A 16850-nucleotide genomic window follows, 5' to 3' on the forward strand; every position below is an offset into this window, starting at 1 on the left:
CCTTGCGTACGTGGGTCAGCCTAAGCCTTGGAGGGACACCGGCCACAGCCCACGACAGAGGGGCGGTTCCCCTCGGAACCGCCCCTCTTCCCCACCTGCGTGAGAGCTATGCCTTGCGGGCCAGCATCTCCTCGACCCGGGCCTTGACGGACTCGTCGTCCAGACCGCGGATCGTCACCGTCGTGCGGCGGCGCAGCACGTCGTCGACCGTCTCGGCCCACTCGTGGTCACGGGCGTAGGCGACCTGGGCCCAGATCTCCGGACCGTCCGGGTGGATGCGCTCGGCCAGCGCCGGGTCCTCGTTCGCCAGGCGGGCGATGTCGAAGGCCAGGGAGCCGTAGTGCGAGGCCAGGTGGCGCGCGGTCAGCGGGTCCATCCGGGTGCCGGGCTCACGGTCGACCAGCAGCCGGTGCGCGACCGCGTTCGGGTTGGCGACACCCGGCAGCGCGATCCGGCGTACGAGGGACTTCACCGGCTCCATGTCCTCGGTCAGCGGGCTGCCCGGGAGCTTGGCGAGCTTGTCCATGACGACGCGGCCGATGTGGCGGTACGTCGTCCACTTGCCGCCGGCGACGGACAGCATGCCGCCCGCGCCCTCGGAGACGACGGTCTCGCGCTTGGCCTTCTCCACGCCGCCGGGGCCGCCGGGCAGCACGCGCAGGCCGGCGAAGGCGTACGTCATCAGCGAGCGGTCGAGGTCGGCGTCCTTCACCGAGAAGGCCGCCTCGTCCAGGATCTGCTGGATGTCGGACTCGGTGGCGCGCACGTCCGCCGGGTCGCCCTCGTACACCTCGTCGGTGGTGCCGAGCAGCAGCTGGTCCTCCCACGGGAGGGCGAAGGTGATGCGGTACTTGTCGATCGGGGTGGCCATGGCGGCCTTCCACGGCGACTTGCGCTTCATGACGATGTGCGCGCCCTTGGAGAGGCGGATCGACGGCGGGGAGTGCTTGTCCTCCATGCGCCGCAGGTGGTCCACCCACGGGCCGGTGGCGTTGAGCACGACGCGGGCGTCGATCCCGAACTCGGTGCCGTCCAGGCGGTCCTTGAGCTCGGCGCCGGTGACCCGGCCGCCGGTCTTGCGCAGGCCGGTGACCTCGGCGTGGTTGAGCACGACGGCGCCCGACTCGACGGCCGCGCGGACCGTCATGACGGCGACGCGGGAGTCGTTCATCTGGTGGTCGTAGTAGACCGCGACGGCCTTGAGGTTGTCGGTCTTCAGACCGGGGTTGTCGGCGACGGCACGGGCGGGGGATATGACCTTGCCCATGCCGTCGCCGAAGGCCGAGAGGGCGGAGTAGGCGAAGACGCCCGCGCCCAGCTTGGCCGCACCCACCGGACCGCCCTTGTAGACCGGCAGGTAGAAGGTGAGCGGGTTGACCAGGTGCGGGGCCACGTCCTTGGCCAGCACCCGCCGCTCGTGGTGGTTCTCCGCGACCAGCTTGACCGCGCCGGTCTGCAGGTAGCGCAGGCCGCCGTGGACGAGCTTGGAGGAGGCCGAGGAGGTGGCGCCGGCGAAGTCGCCGGCGTCCACCATGGCAACCCGCAGGCCCGACTGCGCGGCGTGCCAGGCCACCGAGGTGCCCAGGATTCCACCACCGATGACCAGCAGGTCGTACGTGGCCTTCGCCAGCTGCTCGCGGGTCTCGGCACGGCTCGCGTTCGCGCCGGCGGTCGGGTGCGTACCCAGGGCGGGGACGCTCTGCAGGGTGCTCATATCTCTTTCAGCTCCTCGTCGATTGACTCAGCTGGTGCGGTCAGCTGGCGTCTTCGTCGTCGACCCAGCCCATGGACCGCTCGACGGCCTTGAGCCAGCTCTTGTACTCGCGCTCCCGCTGCTCGGCGGGCATCCGCGGGGTCCACTCCGCCGCGCGGCGCCAGTTGGCGCGCAGGGCGTCGGTGTCGGGCCAGAAGCCGACGGCCAGGCCGGCGGCGTAGGCGGCGCCGAGGCAGGTGGTCTCGGCGACCATGGGACGGACCACGGGGGCGTCCAGGAAGTCCGAGAGCGTCTGCATCAGCAGGTTGTTGGAGGTCATGCCGCCGTCGACCTTGAGGGCGGCGAGCTCGACGCCCGAGTCCTTGGTCATGGCGTCGGTGATCTCGCGGGTCTGCCAGGCGGTGGCCTCCAGGACGGCACGGGCGATGTGCGCCTTGGTGACGTACCGGGTGAGGCCGGCGATCACACCGCGGGCGTCGGAGCGCCAGTACGGGGCGAACAGGCCGGAGAAGGCCGGCACGAAGTAGGCGCCGCCGTTGTCCTCGACGGAGAGGGCCAGGGTTTCGATCTCGGCCGCGGACTTGATCAGCCCCATCTGGTCGCGCATCCACTGGACGAGCGAGCCGGTGACGGCGATGGAGCCCTCCAGGGCGTAGACCGGCTTCTGGTCGCCGATCTGGTAGCCGACCGTGGTCAGCAGGCCGCTGTAGGAGTTGATGATCTTGTCGCCGGTGTTCATCAGCATGAACGTTCCGGTGCCGTACGTGGACTTGGCCTCGCCCTCGGCGAAACAGGTCTGGCCGAAGAGCGCGGCCTGCTGGTCACCGAGCGCCGAGGCGACCGGGACACCGGCGAGGACGCCCTCCTTGACGTGGCCGTAGACCTCGGCGGAGGACTTGATCTCGGGGAGCACGTTGAGCGGGACGCCCATCGACTCCGCGATCTTCTCGTCCCAGGCCAGGGTGTGCAGGTTCATCAGCATGGTGCGCGAGGCGTTGGTGACGTCGGTGACGTGCGCACCGCCCTGGGCGCCGCCCGTGAGGTTCCAGATGACCCACGAGTCCATGGTGCCGAAGAGGATGTCGCCGGCCTCGGCGCGCTCGCGCAGGCCCTCGACGTTGTCGAGCAGCCAGCGGACCTTCGGGCCGGCGAAGTAGCTCGCCAGCGGCAGGCCGGTCTCGCGGCGGAAGCGGTCCTGCCCGACGTTGCGGCCGAGCTCCCTGCACAGGGCGTCGGTGCGGGTGTCCTGCCAGACCAGCGCGTTGTGGACCGGCTCGCCGGTGTGGCGGTCCCACAGCAGGGTGGTCTCGCGCTGGTTGGTGATGCCGATCGCCTTGACGTCGGCGGCGGTGATCTCGGCCTTGGCGATGGCGCCGGCGACGACCTCCTGGACGTTGGTCCAGATCTCGGTGGCGTCGTGCTCGACCCAGCCCGGCTTCGGGAAGATCTGCTCGTGCTCCTTCTGGTCGACGGCGACGATGCGGCCGTCGCGGTCGAAGACGATGCAGCGGGAGGAGGTGGTGCCCTGGTCGATCGCGGCGATGAAGGGGCCGGTGCTGCTGGTCATGATGGCTGCTCCTGGCAGGTCTGGTGAGTAGGCGGAATCAGGAGTGCGGTGCGGATCTTACGAGCGCTGCAGATGCTGATCAGGCGAACGCGATGTTGTAAAGACCGCCGGCGAGCACGGCACCGACGAGCGGGCCGACCACCGGGATCCAGGAGTATCCCCAGTCGGAGCCGCCCTTGTTGGGAAGCGGCAGCAGGGCGTGGACGATGCGCGGACCGAGGTCGCGGACCGGGTTGATGGCGTAACCGGTGGGACCACCGAGCGAGAGGCCGATGCCGACGACCACGAAGGACGTGATCAGGACACCTATGACACCGAGGCCCTTGCCGCCGTCCTGGAGGCCCTGGGTCAGGATCGCCAGGATCAGGACGGCGGTGCCGATGATCTCGGTCGCGAGGTTCTGCACGACGTTACGGATCTCGGGACCCGTGGAGAAGATGCCGAGCACGGGGCCGGCCACGTCGTGCGGGTGCGGGTCCTCCGGACCGAGCTTGGCGTCGCGGATGTGCTCCGGGTCCGCCAGGTGGGCGCGGAACTGGCCGTAGTAGGTGACCCACATGATGACCGCGCCGAGCATCGCACCCAGGAGCTGGCCCGCGAAGTAGACGGGGGTGTCGCCCCACTCGCCGGTCTTGACGGCGAGGCCGACGGTGACCGCCGGGTTGAGGTGCGCACCGGAGAGCGGCGCGGAGACGTAGGCCGCGATCAGAACGGCGAAGCCCCAGCCGAAGGTGATCGCGAGCCAGCCCGCATTGCGGGCCTTGGAGCTCTTGAGCGTCACTGCGGCGCAGACGCCACCGCCGAGCAGAGTGAGCAGGGCGGTACCGATGGTCTCGCCGATGAAGATGTCGGAGCTGGACACCCGCGACTCCTTACGTACGTCCAGGGGTGGGCGGAAACCGGGTCCCTCCGGTGGTTCCGCGCACTCGGTGAGTGCTGCACCGGTCCTTGGCCTTGTCGCATCCTAGCGCGTATTGCCGGTAGGTGTTCGACAATGTCGACCGGTGAACGGCAGTTTTCCGCCCAGGTGAAGAATGCGTCAAGGGTCGGCCAGGCCAATGTGTCGGATCGTTACCCGTAGGTGTGATCAGCCAAATCCGGCCATCTCAAGGTCGAGATATGGCGAAAAATGGGCAGAAGGGTGCCAGGTGATGGCCGAAGCCTGTTAAAGGGAGGTCAGAACCGGCCTGCGCCGAGGTCGCGTGAAACCGCGCGCGCACAGTCGCGCACCGAGGCCACGAGGGCCGCACGGGGCTCCCCGGACTCTCCGCAGACCCGCTCCACGGCACCCGCGACCGCCACGGCGCCCACCGGCATCCGGCGCCGGTCGTGGATCGGCGCCGCCACCGAGGCGACGCCCTCCCACGTCTCCTCGACGTCCGCGGCCCAGCCGCGCGCCCGGGTCAGACCCAGGACCTCTTCGAAGCCGACGGCGTCCGTGACCGTACGGGGGGTGAACGCGTCGCGCTCGACCTCCAGCGCCTGGGTGTGCGCGACCGGGTCGTACGCCGACAGCACCTTGCCCAGCGCCGTCGAGTGCAGCGGCTGCATGGCCCCGACTTCCAGCACTTGGCGGCTGTCGTCGGGCCGGAACACGTGGTGCATGATCAGCACCCCGCTCTGGTGCAGGACGCCCACGTACACGCTCTCGCCGCTCGCCCGGGCCAGGTCGTCGGTCCACACCAGGGCGCGGGCCCGCAGCTCGTGCACGTCGAGGTAGCTGTTGCCCAGGCGCAGCAGCTCCGCGCCCAGCTGGTAGCGCCCGGAGGCCGGGTCCTGCTCGACGAAGCCCTCGGCCTGCAGGGTGCGCAGGATGCCGTGGGCCGTGCCCTTGGCCAGGCCCAGTGACGAGGCCACGTCGGAGAGCCCCAGCCGGCGCTCGCCGCCCGCCAGGAGTCGCAGCATCGCAGCGGCTCGTTCGAGCGACTGGATGTTCCGTGCCATCGCGCAGCCTCCTGCTGACCTTCGTTACTACTGACATCTTGACGCGGTTCGACAATGCTGAACAGTATCGGTCGATGCCGACCTCGCGCACCGTCGGACGATCTGTTCGACGCACGGCCCACGGGACACCCCTGACAACTTCCCGCCACAGAATGCAGTCCGCCACGTGGGACACCCACACCGGGGCCGGTGCCCCGCGGTTACCCTGGCCGCGTGCACCCCTGACACAGCGGGGGTGCAAAGCCGACAGCCGTCGCATCCCAGGGAGCACTCCATGGCCTCGTTGCCGAACCCGCCCGCCGACACCCAGACCCGGGCCGATGCCCTCCGGGAGGCGCTCGCGACCCGCGTGGTCGTCGCCGACGGAGCCATGGGAACGATGCTCCAGGCGCAGGACCCCACCATGGAGGACTTCCAGCAGCTCGAAGGCTGCAACGAGGTCCTCAACATCACCCGCCCCGACATCGTGCGCTCCGTTCACGAGGCGTACTTCTCTGTGGGCGTGGACTGCGTCGAGACCAACACCTTCGGTACGAACTACGCGGCCCTCGCCGAGTACGACATCGCCGAACGGAACTTCGAGCTGTCGGAGGCCGGCGCGCGCATCGCCCGCCAGGTCGCCGACGAGTTCACCTCCTCCACCGGACAGCAGCGCTGGGTCCTCGGCTCCATGGGCCCCGGCACCAAGCTGCCCACCCTCGGCCACATCACCTACGCGCAGATCCGCGACGCCTACCAGACCAACGCCGAGGGCCTGCTCGCCGGCGGCGCCGACGCGCTGCTCGTCGAGACCACCCAGGACCTCCTGCAGACCAAGTCCTCCATCATCGGCGCCCGCCGCGCCATGGAGGCCCTCGGCGTCAACGTCCCGCTGATCTGCTCGGTCACCGTCGAGACCACCGGCACCATGCTCCTCGGCTCCGAGATCGGCGCGGCCCTGACCGCGCTGGAGCCCCTCGGCATCGACATGATCGGCCTGAACTGCGCCACCGGCCCCGCCGAGATGAGCGAGCACCTGCGCTACCTCGCGCGCAACGCCCGCGTCCCACTCTCCTGCATGCCCAACGCCGGCCTGCCCGTCCTGACCAAGGAGGGCGCGCACTACCCGCTGACCGCCGCCGAGCTCGCCGACGCCCAGGAGACCTTCGTCCGCGAGTACGGCCTCTCCCTGGTCGGCGGATGCTGCGGCACCACGCCCGAGCACCTGCGCCAGGTCGTCGAGCGGGTCCGCGGCACGGCCGTCGTCCAGCGGGACCCCCGGCCCGAGCCCGGCGCCGCCTCGCTCTACCAGACCGTGCCCTTCCGCCAGGACACCTCGTACATGGCGATCGGCGAGCGCACCAACGCCAACGGCTCCAAGAAGTTCCGCGAGGCCATGCTGGAGGGCCGCTGGGACGACTGCGTCGAGATGGCCCGCGACCAGATCCGCGAGGGCGCGCACATGCTCGACCTCTGCGTGGACTACGTCGGCCGCGACGGCGTCGCCGACATGGAGGAGCTCGCCGGCCGCTTCGCCACCGCCTCCACCCTGCCGATCGTCCTGGACTCCACCGAGGTCCCCGTCATCAAGGCGGGCCTGGAGAAGCTCGGCGGCCGCGCGGTCATCAACTCGGTGAACTACGAGGACGGCGACGGCCCCGAGTCCCGCTTCGCCAAGGTCACCCGGCTGGCCCAGGAGCACGGCGCCGCGCTCATCGCGCTGACCATCGACGAGGAGGGCCAGGCCCGCACCGTCGAGCACAAGGTCGCCATCGCCGAACGCCTCATCGAGGACCTCACGGCCAACTGGGGCATCCGCGAGTCGGACATCCTCATCGACACCCTGACCTTCACCATCTGCACCGGCCAGGAGGAGTCCCGCGGCGACGGCATCGCCACGATCGAGTCCATCCGCGAGCTCAAGCGCCGCCACCCCGACGTCCAGACCACCCTGGGCCTGTCGAACATCTCCTTCGGACTCAACCCGGCCGCCCGCGTCCTGCTGAACTCCGTCTTCCTCGACGAGTGCGTCAAGGCCGGCCTCGACTCGGCCATCGTCCACGCCTCCAAGATCCTGCCGATCGCCCGGTTCGACGAGGAGCAGGTCTCCACCGCCCTCGACCTGATCTACGACCGGCGCACCGAGGACTACGACCCGCTGCAGAAGCTGATGGCCCTCTTCGAGGGCGTCAACACCAAGTCCCTGAAGGCCGGCCGCGCCGAGGAGCTCCTCGCGCTGCCCCTGGAGGAGCGCCTGCAGCGCCGCATCATCGACGGCGAGAAGAACGGCCTGGAGGCAGACCTCGACGAGGCCCTCCGGACCCGTCCCGCCCTCGACATCGTCAACGACACCCTCCTGGAGGGCATGAAGGTCGTCGGCGAGCTCTTCGGCTCCGGCCAGATGCAGCTCCCCTTCGTCCTGCAGTCCGCCGAGGTCATGAAGTCGGCCGTGGCCTACCTCGAACCCCACATGGAGAAGACGGACGACGAGGGCAAGGGCACCATCGTGCTGGCCACCGTCCGCGGCGACGTCCACGACATCGGCAAGAACCTCGTCGACATCATCCTGACCAACAACGGCTACAACGTCGTCAACATCGGCATCAAGCAGCCCGTCTCCGCGATCCTCGAGGCCGCCCAGGAGCACAAGGCCGACGTCATCGGCATGTCCGGCCTGCTCGTGAAGTCGACCGTGATCATGAAGGAGAACCTGGAGGAGCTGAACCAGCGCAAGCTGGCCGCCGACTACCCGGTGATCCTCGGCGGCGCCGCCCTCACCCGCGCCTACGTCGAGCAGGACCTCCACGAGATCTACGAGGGCGAGGTCCGCTACGCCCGCGACGCCTTCGAGGGCCTGCGCCTCATGGACGCCCTCATCGCCGTCAAGCGCGGCGTGCCGGGGGCCGCCCTGCCCGAGCTCAAGCAGCGCCGCGTCGCCAAGCGGGCCACCCCCGCCCTCCAGGTGGAGGAGCCGGAGGAGGCCGGCGGCCGCTCCGACGTGGCCGTCGACAACCCGGTGCCCACCCCGCCGTTCTGGGGCACCCGGGTGGTCAAGGGCATCCCGCTCAAGGACTACGCCTCCTGGCTGGACGAGGGCGCCCTCTTCAAGGGCCAGTGGGGCCTGAAGCAGGCCCGCGCCGGCGGGGCCACCTACGAGGAGCTCGTCGAGAACGAGGGCCGGCCGCGCCTGCGCGGCCTGCTGGAGAAGCTGCACACCGAGAACCTGCTGGAGGCGGCCGTGGTCTACGGCTACTTCCCCTGCGTCTCCAAGGGCGAGGACCTGATCATCCTCGACGACGCCGGCAACGAGCGGACCCGCTTCACCTTCCCGCGCCAGCGCCGCGGCCGCCGCCTGTGCCTCGCGGACTTCTTCCGCCCGGAGGACTCCGGCGAGACCGACGTCGTCGGCCTCCAGGTGGTCACCGTCGGCTCGAAGATCGGCGAGGCCACGGCCCGGCTGTTCGAGTCCGACTCCTACCGCGAGTACCTGGAGCTGCACGGCCTGTCCGTCCAGCTCGCCGAGGCCATGGCCGAGTACTGGCACGCCCGGGTCCGCGCCGAGCTCGGATTCGGCGGCGAGGACCCGGCGAAGGTCGAGGACATGTTCGACCTCAAGTACCGGGGTGCCCGCTTCTCCCTCGGCTACGGTGCCTGCCCCGACCTGGAGGACCGCGCGAAGATCGCCGACCTCCTCCAGCCGGAGCGGATCGGCGTCCACCTCTCGGAGGAGTTCCAGCTCCACCCGGAGCAGTCGACGGACGCGATCGTGATCCACCACCCCGAAGCGAAGTATTTCAACGCACGCTGAGCTCCGCCGACGTACACTTGTCGGTCCCATACAGGCCGGTCGCCTGTTCCGAGGGGTGGTGTGCCCCGAGGAAGAGGTGACCGGCCTTCTCGTCCCTTCGGAGAGGCATGCGCATGACGAGCACCGTTCCCGCCCCGGTCGCCCGTACGGCCGACGGTTCGGCCCTGCAGGCGGTGCTGCTCGACATGGACGGCACCCTGGTGGACACCGAGGGCTTCTGGTGGGAGATCGAGGCGGAGATCTTCCAGGAGCTCGGGCACCGGCTGGAGGACGCCTGGCGCGACATCGTCGTCGGCGGCCCGATGAGCCGCAGCGCGGGCTTCCTGATCCAGGCCACCGGCGCCGCCATCGGCATCGCCGAGCTGAGCGTCCTGCTCAACGAGCGCTTCGAGGCGCGCATCGCCGACCGGGTCCCCCTGATGCCCGGCGCAGAGCGGCTGCTGACCGAGCTGGCCCGGCACAACGTGCCCACCGCCCTCGTCTCCGCCTCCCACCGCCGGGTCATCGACCAGGTCCTGCTCACCCTCGGCCGCGACCGCTTCACGATGACGGTCGCCGGCGACGAGGTGCCCCGCACCAAGCCGCACCCCGACCCGTACCTGTTCGCCGCGCGGTCGCTGGGCGCCCACCCCTCGCGGTGCGCCGTCATCGAGGACACCCGCACCGGTGTGGCGGCCGCCGAGGCCGCCGGCTGCCGGGTCGTGGCGATCCCCTCCGTCGGTGTCATCGAACCGGCTCCGGGGCGCACGGTCGTCCGGTCCCTGGAGGACGTGGACCTCGCGTTCCTGCGCTCCCTCATCGCCCCGATGAACTGAGAACGCCTACCGAGAGTGACGATCCGGCCTGCCCCACCGCCCGGCGCGCTCCCGGCCGGCGTGCACGCAGCGCAAGCGGACACATCGGCATGCACTGACCTACATCGGTATGCATTGCCACGCACCGGATTGCCTCGGATACGCTCCGTGCCGAACGGAACCCGGTCAGGGTGCGCTGCGACGGAAGGATCTTCCGTCGCAGGCCCCGGAGGCTGAAATTCCATCCCCTTCGGGGCCGTTGCGCAGGGTGACCTTGGTCACGCGCCACACCCCCGACGGCCCTGTCCGGGGGCCCGTCCGGCTTCCCATGTGTCCGCATTGATCAGCCCCTGCCCGAATCTGCGGAGCCCTGCCTGTGAACAGGCAGTTCGCTCCGATCACGGTGCGATTACGCCCCAAGTCCGGTGCGTTCCGGCCACCCCTCCCCGGAGCACTAGTGTCGATCCGGGCACTGCGCCGCACCCAGCCGCGTCCCGGACACACACCCCTGTTCCGGAACCGCGTGGACCGATCGTCACAACACCGGCCCGATCGTTCCGCCCCGAACGGGCGACCGCCGCGAAGTGCCCTTCACACCGCTTTGAGCAAGTGCCGGTTACAGGGAGTACTTCCAGCATGAACCGCAAGACCATGGTGCTGACGGCCGCGGCCGGACTGCTCACCCCCGCGCTGGCCGCATGCGGCACCGCGAGCGGGGGAGGCGCAGGATCCGCGGCGATCGTCGTCGGGACCACCGACCGGTTCGAGGCCGCAGACTTCGCTCCCGCCCCCTTCGACCCCGCGTACGCCTACGACGCCGGCGCCTGGAACATCCTGCGCCAGACCGTCCAGACGCTGATGCACACCCCGCGGGGCGGCGGCCAGCCCGTCCCCGAGGCGGCCTCCGCCTGCCGCTTCACCGACTCCGGCAACGAGAGCTACCGCTGCACCCTGCGCCCCGGGCTCAAGTTCGCCAGCGGCGACCCGCTCACCGCCAAGGACGTCAAGTTCTCCATCGACCGGGTCCTCGCCATCAAGGACGAGAACGGCCCCTCCTCGCTGCTCTCCACCCTCGACAACGTCGAGATCAAGGGCGAGGACACCGTCGTCTTCCACCTGAAGACCCCGGACGCGACCTTCCCCTTCAAGCTCTCCACCCCCGCCGCCGGCATCGTCAGCGAGAAGAGCTACGACGCCAAGAAGCTCCGCGAGGGCTTCGAAGTGGACGGCTCCGGGCCGTACACCATGAAGGCCGAGGTCAAGGAGAACCGCCTCGTCCGCGCCGTCTTCAGCAAGAACCCCCACTACAAGGGCGACATCAAGCTGCAGAACGACAAGGTCGAGCTGCGCACCTACGCCGACTCCACCGCCATGGGCAAGGCCCTCACCGACGGGAAGATCCACATGGTCTCCCGCACCCTGTCGCCCGCCCAGATCACCGAGCTCAGCGCCAACCCGCCCAAGGGCGTCAAGCTGGTCCCGATGCCCGGCCTGGAGATCCGCTACCTCGGCTTCAACACCGACGCACCCGTCGTCAAGGACAAGGCCGTGCGCCAGGCGCTCGCCGCCGCCGTCGACCGCAGCGCGCTGATCTCCAAGGTCTACGGCAAGTCCGCCCAGCCGCTCTACTCGCTGGTCCCCACCTCCGTGACCGGTCACGTCAACTCCTTCTACAACAAGTACGGCGACGGCAACACGCCCAAGGCCGCCGCGCTCCTGAAGGAGGCCGGGATCAAGACCCCGGTCAAGCTGACGCTGCACTACACCAGCGACCACTACGGCGACGGCACGGCGGCGGAGTTCGAGGCCCTCAAGGCCCAGCTCAACTCCACCCAGCTCTTCGACATCACCGTCCAGGGCAGCGAATGGGGCGACTTCCGCCCCGCGCAGAAGAAGGGCGACCACGCCGCCTACGGGCTCGGCTGGTTCCCCGACTACCCGGACGCCGACAACTTCCTCGCCCCGTTCCTGGAGCAGGACAACTTCCTGGGCACGCCGTACGCCAACAACGCGGTGCGCACCAGGCTCCTCCCCGAATCCCGGCGCGCGGTCGACCGTAACGTCGCCGTCCCCGCGATCACGGAGATACAGGACATCGTCGCCGAGGACGTACCCGTCCTGCCCCTGTGGCAGGGCAAGCAGTACGTCGCCGCACGCGACGGGATCACCGGAGTGGAGTGGTCGGTCAACGCCATCTCCGACCTCCAGTTGTGGGAGCTCGGCCGCGGCGTAAGCGGCTGAGCAAGGCAAAGACCGGCAGCGGGTGTCGCGGGCCGGAGCAACGAAACAGTTCGACTGTGAAGGACGTTCGCGTGAATCGACGTAACCAGTGGCTGGCGGCCCCGCTCGGCGCGGCCACCGCCGCCGCGCTGCTCAGCGGTTGCGGTTCGACCGATGGCTCCAATGCCGGCAGCGGCAAGGGCGTGGTCATGGGCATATCCGACAAGGTGAAGTCCACCGACCCGGCGTCCGGCTACGACCCGGGCTCCTGGCTGCTCTTCAACAACGTCTTCCAGTCGCTGCTGAGCTTCCCCAAGGGCGGCACCACCCCCGAGCCCGACGCCGCGCAGAGCTGCGCCTTCGAGGGCGGCGACAGCAAGCTCTTCAAGTGCACGCTGAAGCCCGACCTGAAGTTCAGCAACGGCCACGAACTCACCTCGAAGGACGTCAAGCACTCCTTCGAGCGCACCCTGAAGATCAACGACGAGAACGGCCCCGCCGTCATGCTCTCCTCGATCGCGGGCATCGACGCCCCCGACGAGCGGACCGTCGTCTTCCGCCTGAAGAACTCCGACGCCACCTTCCCGAGCAAGATCGCCTCGGGTGCGGGCTCCATCGTCGACCACCGCGAGTACCCGGCCGACAAGCTCCGCACCGACAACAAGGCCGTCGGCTCCGGCGTCTACAAGCTCGACTCCTTCAGCGAGAAGAGCGCCACCTTCTCGGTCAACGAGTCCTACTCGGGCAAGGCCAAGCCCAAGAACACCGGCGTCACCCTGAAGTTCTTCAACGGCGACCAGGCCGGCCTCAAGACCACCCTGGAAAGCGGAGACGTCGACTTCGCCTTCCGCGGCCTCGCCGCCAAGGACATCGCCGCCCTCGCCTCCTCCAAGACCGGCGACAACAAGGTCGACGTCGTCCAAGGCACGGGCGCCGAGGTCGAGCACATGGTCTTCAACGTCAACGACCCCGTCGTCGGCAAGCTCCCCGTGCGCAAGGCCATCGCCTACCTCGTGGACCGCGAGGCCCTCGTCAAGGACGTGTACGCCGGCACCGCCACCGCGCTCTACTCCATCGTGCCGACCGGCATCGCCGGCCACACCACGCCGTTCTTCGACCGCTACGGCGGCACCCCGCAGCCCGAGAAGGCCAAGGCCGTCCTCAAGGCCGCGAACATCAACGGCAAGGTGAAGGTCACCCTGTACTCGACCCCGTCCCGCTACGGCCCCTCCACCGACCAGCAGTTCGAGGTCATCGCCAAGCAGCTCAACGACAGCGGCCTCTTCGAGGCCGACGTCAAGTCCGTCGAGTACGAGCAGTACGAGAAGGACATCCAGGCGGGCAAGTACGGCATCTACGTCAAGGGCTGGGTCCCCGACTACCCGGACGCCGACAACTTCACCCAGCCGTTCTTCGGCCCGGGCAACGTCCTGAACAACAACTACGACAACAAGGAGATCACCGGGACGATCATCCCGTCGACCTCCGCGAAGTCCGACCGCACCGCGGCCAACACCGACTACAACCGGCTGCAGGACATCGTCGCCGACGAGCTCCCGCTCCTCCCGCTCTGGCAGGGCAAGCAGTACGCCGTCACCCGCCAGAACGTGAACGGCCTGCAGTGGTCCCTGGACGCCTCCACGGTCTTCCGCTTCTGGGAGATCAGCAAGGGCTGATCCTCCGGACCGCCCCCGGACACACCACGGGGCCGCACGCGCGACCTTCCCTCGCGCGTGCGGCCCCGTGCCCGTTCCCGGGCCGGCCAGGACCGGCGGCGGACGCGGCTACTGGGCCCCGGGCCGCACCAGACCGCTCTCGTACGCGTACACCGCAGCCTGGACCCGGTCACGCAGCCCCAGCTTCGTCAGCACGTGCCCCACGTGCGTCTTGACCGTCGTCTCGCTCACGAACAGGTCCGCGGCGATCTCCGCGTTCGACAGGCCCCGCGCCACCAGCTTCAGCACCTCCACCTCGCGCTCGGTCAGCGTCCCCAGCGTGTCCGGGAGGCGCTCCTCACCCGACGGCAGGTGCCCCGCGTACTTGTCCAGGAGCCGGCGCGTGATGCTCGGCGCGAGCATCGCCTCGCCCGCCGCCACCACCCGGATCGCCTGCACCAGCTCGCCGGCCGGCGCGTCCTTCAGCAGGAAGCCGCTGGCCCCCGCCCGCAGCGCCTCCACCACGTACTCGTCCAGATCGAACGTGGTCAGCACCAGCACCTTCGCCGGACCGTCCCGCCCCGGACCGGTGATCCGGCGCGTCGCCTCGACCCCGTCCATCCGAGGCATCCGGATGTCCATCAGCACCACGTCCGGCTGCAGCGCCCGCACCTGGTCCAGCGCCTGCAGGCCGTCCCCGGCCTCGCCGACCACCGCCAGGTCCTCCTCCGCCTCCAGGATCATCCGGAAGCCGGTGCGCAACAGGGGCTGGTCGTCGACCAGGAGAACGCGGATGGCCACGGGCGATACCTCGTATTCGTCGGACGGCTCGGGCGGACACGCCCATTCTGCCCTGACCCGACGATCAAGGAATCCCGCCCCCGGCAGCCCCTGCTAGCCGGCCTCCGGGCTCACCGCCGGCCTCGGCACCACCGGCAGCGGATACACCGGGGGAGTACCGCCGAACTCCGGACACGACGCCTGGTGATCGCACCAGCCGCACAGCTTCGTCGGACGCGGCCGCCACTCACCCGTCTCCGTCGCCTCCCGGATCGCCTCCCACAGCGCGAGGAGCTTGCGCTCCACCCGCTCCAGGTCCGCCACCACCGGGTCGTACGTCAGCACGTCCCCACTGCCCAGGTACACCAGCTGCAGCCGCCGCGGCACGACCTGCTTCAGCCGCCACACCACCAGCGCGTAGAACTTCATCTGGAACAGCGCACCCTCGGCGTACTCCGGCCGCGGCGCCTTGCCCGTCTTGTAGTCGACGATCCGCACCTCACCCGTCGGCGCCACGTCCACCCGGTCGATGATCCCGCGCAGCCGCAGCCCCGACTCCAGCTCCGTCTCCACGAAGAACTCGCGCTCCACCGGCTCCAGCCGTGTCGGGTCCTCCAGCGTGAACCAGCGCTCGACCAGCGCCTCGGCCTCCGTCAGCCACCGCGCCAGCCCCTCCCCCTCGTCACCCTCCGGGAACAGCTCCGACAGCTCCGGCCGCGACCGCAGCAACCGGTCCCACTGCCCCGGAACCAGCTCCTTCGCCCGCGGCGCCGTCCGCTCCTGCGCGGGATGGTCGAAGAGCCGCTCCAGCACCGCGTGCACCAGCGTCCCCCGCGTGGCCGCCGCGCTCGGCTTCTCCGGCAGCTTGTCGATCACCCGGAACCGGTACAGCAGCGGGCACTGCATGAAATCGCTCGCCCGGGAAGGAGAGAGCGAAGTGGGCGCCACCGCGCCCGGGCTTGCGGCTTCGGCCGCACCGGGCACGGCACCGGGGCTCGTCGTCATGGACAAAACCCTACGACCCGCGACCGACAGCACGCGCATACCATCGACGCCGACCCCCCTCGCACTGCATGATCGGAGCATCACCGGGCGCTCCCCACACCGCGCCCCGCACGACGAGAACCCACACGAACCGCACGAGAACCCCCAGCACCGAACGAAGGACAGACGTGGCAGACACCGACCAGACCGGCGGGCGCGACAAACGGCGCTCAGGACCGGGCGGCGGACTCCTCATGGGCCGCCCCTTCGGCGTGCCCGTCTACGTCTCGCCCAGCTGGTTCCTCGTCGCCGCCCTCATCACCTGGGTCTTCGGGGACCAGCTCGACCGCGTCCTGCCCGACCTCGGACCCGTCCGCTACCTCGTCTCCCTCTTCTTCGCCGTCGCCTTCTACGCCTCGGTCCTCGTCCACGAACTCGCCCACACCGTCGCCGCCCTCCGCTTCAAACTCCCCGTCCGCCGCATCCAGCTCCAGTTCTTCGGCGGAGTCTCCGAGATCGAGAAGGAGTCCGAGACCCCCGGCCGTGAATTCGTCCTCGCCTTCGTCGGCCCCCTGCTCTCCCTCCTCCTCGCAGGCGGCTTCTACCTCGGCATGAAGGCCGTCGACCCCGCGACCGTCCCCGGCGTCCTCCTGGCCGGCCTCATGATCTCCAACCTGCTCGTCGCGGCCTTCAACCTGCTCCCCGGCCTCCCCCTCGACGGCGGCCGCATGCTCCGCGCCGTCATCTGGGGCATCACCGGCAAACCGATGGCCGGCACCGTCGCCGCCGCCTGGGTCGGCCGCGCCCTCGCCGTCGCCGTCCTCCTCGGCCTGCCCCTGCTCACCCACACCGGACTCCTCGGCAACCGCACCGAGGAGACCGGCGGCATGGACACCGTCATGGACGCCCTCCTCGCCGCCATCCTGGCCGCCATCATCTGGACCGGAGCCGGCAACAGCCTCCGCATGGCCCGCCTGCGCGAACACCTCCCCGAACTGCGCGCCCGCAGCCTCACCCGCCGCGCCATCCCCGTCGAGAACGCCACCCCCCTCTCCGAAGCCCTCCGCCGCGCCAACGAAGCCGGAGCACGCGCCCTCGTCGTCGTCGACGGCCACGGGGACCCCACCGCCATCGTCCGCGAGAGCGCCATCGCCTCCGTCCCCGAACACCGCCGCCCCTGGGTCGCCGTCAGCACCCTCGCCCAGGACCTCACCGACGGCATGAAGGTTTCCGCGGAACTCACCGGCGAAGAACTCCTCGACCACCTCCGCGCCAACCCCGCCACCGAATACCTCGTCCTCGAACCCGGCGGCGCCATCTACGGCGTCCTGTCCACCCTCGACGTCGAGAAGGCCTTCGTGAAGGCCATGGCACGGCCCCAGTCCTGAAGCCAATACACTGGTCA

At 69.8% G+C, this 16850-nt stretch carries 11 protein-coding genes; 5 read left to right on the top strand and 6 right to left on the bottom strand.

The window, feature by feature from the left end; genetic code table 11:
* Positions 1–106 precede the first annotated feature (106 nt).
* The 4 genes from IH80_RS0126175 to IH80_RS0126190 form a co-directional block, all read right to left on the bottom strand.
* Positions 107–1714, bottom strand: a complete 1608-nt coding sequence (locus tag IH80_RS0126175) for a glycerol-3-phosphate dehydrogenase/oxidase (RefSeq protein WP_030963755.1) — start codon at positions 1712–1714, stop codon at positions 107–109.
* Positions 1715–1754: 40 nt separating this feature from the next.
* Positions 1755–3281, bottom strand: a complete 1527-nt coding sequence (glpK, locus tag IH80_RS0126180) for a glycerol kinase GlpK (protein ID WP_030963756.1) — start codon at positions 3279–3281, stop codon at positions 1755–1757.
* A 79-nt stretch (positions 3282–3360) separates the two neighbouring features.
* Positions 3361–4143, bottom strand: a complete 783-nt coding sequence (locus IH80_RS0126185) for an MIP/aquaporin family protein (RefSeq protein WP_030963758.1) — start codon at positions 4141–4143, stop codon at positions 3361–3363.
* Between the two features lie 314 nt (positions 4144–4457).
* Entirely contained in the window at positions 4458–5225 is a 768-nt protein-coding gene (locus tag IH80_RS0126190) for an IclR family transcriptional regulator (RefSeq protein WP_030963760.1), read from the bottom strand.
* 274 nt (positions 5226–5499) lie between these two features.
* On the opposite strand from IH80_RS0126190, the gene metH reads away from it, so the two are divergent.
* The 4 genes from metH to IH80_RS0126210 all read left to right on the top strand — a co-directional run bounded on the left by metH (position 5500) and on the right by IH80_RS0126210 (position 13702).
* Positions 5500–9012: a methionine synthase gene (metH, locus tag IH80_RS0126195; protein WP_030963761.1), complete on the top strand. Its 3513-nt coding sequence runs from the start codon at positions 5500–5502 to the stop codon at positions 9010–9012.
* Between the two features lie 113 nt (positions 9013–9125).
* Positions 9126–9827, top strand: a complete 702-nt coding sequence (locus tag IH80_RS0126200; RefSeq protein ID WP_030963762.1) for an HAD family hydrolase — start codon at positions 9126–9128, stop codon at positions 9825–9827.
* A gap of 615 nt (positions 9828–10442) precedes the next feature.
* Positions 10443–12047, top strand: a complete 1605-nt coding sequence (locus tag IH80_RS0126205) for an ABC transporter substrate-binding protein (protein ID WP_030963763.1) — start codon at positions 10443–10445, stop codon at positions 12045–12047.
* A gap of 71 nt (positions 12048–12118) precedes the next feature.
* A complete protein-coding gene (locus IH80_RS0126210; protein WP_030963765.1) occupies positions 12119–13702 on the top strand; it encodes an ABC transporter substrate-binding protein in 1584 nt (527 codons plus the stop codon).
* A gap of 108 nt (positions 13703–13810) precedes the next feature.
* On the opposite strand, the gene IH80_RS0126215 is transcribed toward IH80_RS0126210, so the two are convergent.
* Positions 13811–14482, bottom strand: coding sequence for a response regulator (locus IH80_RS0126215; protein WP_030963767.1), 672 nt, complete (start codon positions 14480–14482; stop codon positions 13811–13813).
* A 93-nt stretch (positions 14483–14575) separates the two neighbouring features.
* Positions 14576–15466, bottom strand: a complete 891-nt coding sequence (locus IH80_RS0126220; protein WP_107056903.1) for a RecB family exonuclease — start codon at positions 15464–15466, stop codon at positions 14576–14578.
* A 68-nt stretch (positions 15467–15534) separates the two neighbouring features.
* Here IH80_RS0126220 and IH80_RS0126225 point away from each other — a divergent pair, with 68 nt between their 5' ends.
* The gene (locus IH80_RS0126225) at positions 15535–16833 is read left to right on the top strand and encodes a site-2 protease family protein (RefSeq protein ID WP_420708860.1); all 1299 of its coding nucleotides are present in this window, start codon (positions 15535–15537) and stop codon (positions 16831–16833) included.
* Positions 16834–16850 lie beyond the last annotated feature (17 nt).

This window comes from Streptomyces sp. NRRL S-378, assembly GCF_000720645.1.
Classification (GTDB): domain Bacteria; phylum Actinomycetota; class Actinomycetes; order Streptomycetales; family Streptomycetaceae; genus Streptomyces.

Coding starts and splice junctions, on each gene's coding strand:
- IH80_RS0126175 (WP_030963755.1), bottom strand. CDS start 1,714: ATGAGCACCCTGCAGAGCGTCCCCGCCCTGGGTACGCACCCGACCGCC.
- glpK (WP_030963756.1), bottom strand. CDS start 3,281: ATGACCAGCAGCACCGGCCCCTTCATCGCCGCGATCGACCAGGGCACC.
- IH80_RS0126190 (WP_030963760.1), bottom strand. CDS start 5,225: ATGGCACGGAACATCCAGTCGCTCGAACGAGCCGCTGCGATGCTGCGA.
- metH (WP_030963761.1), top strand. CDS start 5,500: ATGGCCTCGTTGCCGAACCCGCCCGCCGACACCCAGACCCGGGCCGAT.
- IH80_RS0126200 (WP_030963762.1), top strand. CDS start 9,126: ATGACGAGCACCGTTCCCGCCCCGGTCGCCCGTACGGCCGACGGTTCG.
- IH80_RS0126205 (WP_030963763.1), top strand. CDS start 10,443: ATGAACCGCAAGACCATGGTGCTGACGGCCGCGGCCGGACTGCTCACC.
- IH80_RS0126220 (WP_107056903.1), bottom strand. CDS start 15,466: ATGACGACGAGCCCCGGTGCCGTGCCCGGTGCGGCCGAAGCCGCAAGC.
- IH80_RS0126225 (WP_420708860.1), top strand. CDS start 15,535: ATGATCGGAGCATCACCGGGCGCTCCCCACACCGCGCCCCGCACGACG.